The sequence below is a fragment of the Streptomyces sp. BV286 genome (assembly GCF_019090165.1).
Taxonomy (GTDB): Bacteria; Actinomycetota; Actinomycetes; order Streptomycetales; family Streptomycetaceae; genus Streptomyces.
The window spans coordinates 1-231 of sequence record NZ_JAHRIB010000109.1 but is presented as its reverse complement, the minus strand read 5'-3'; the positions used below and the strand labels follow the sequence as shown (position 1 = coordinate 231).

General features: G+C 60.2%; 1 protein-coding gene. It reads right to left on the bottom strand.

The features are described from left to right. The coding region (locus KUF83_RS15435) for a hypothetical protein (protein WP_217455249.1) at window positions 1-231 on the bottom strand (231 nt) is incomplete at both ends.

Sequence of the window (231 nt, the reverse complement as noted above, 5' to 3'; positions counted from 1 at the left end):
GTTGTTCTTGAGTCGTTCGGGCTTCACGTCCCTTTCGATGATGGAAAAAACTTCTGGGTAGCTCCGGGCCCGGTCCTCGCTCCAGTCATGGAAGTTGATCACCCAGCGGCTGGCCGAGCAGTCCGGACGGGAGTTGAGGTCCTCACCGTTGAGGTAGGGGAAGAGGACGTCCTTGTTGCGAGGGTCGCGCTGGATCAGGTCGTCTGCCTGTTCGGGGGTGAGGATGAACCC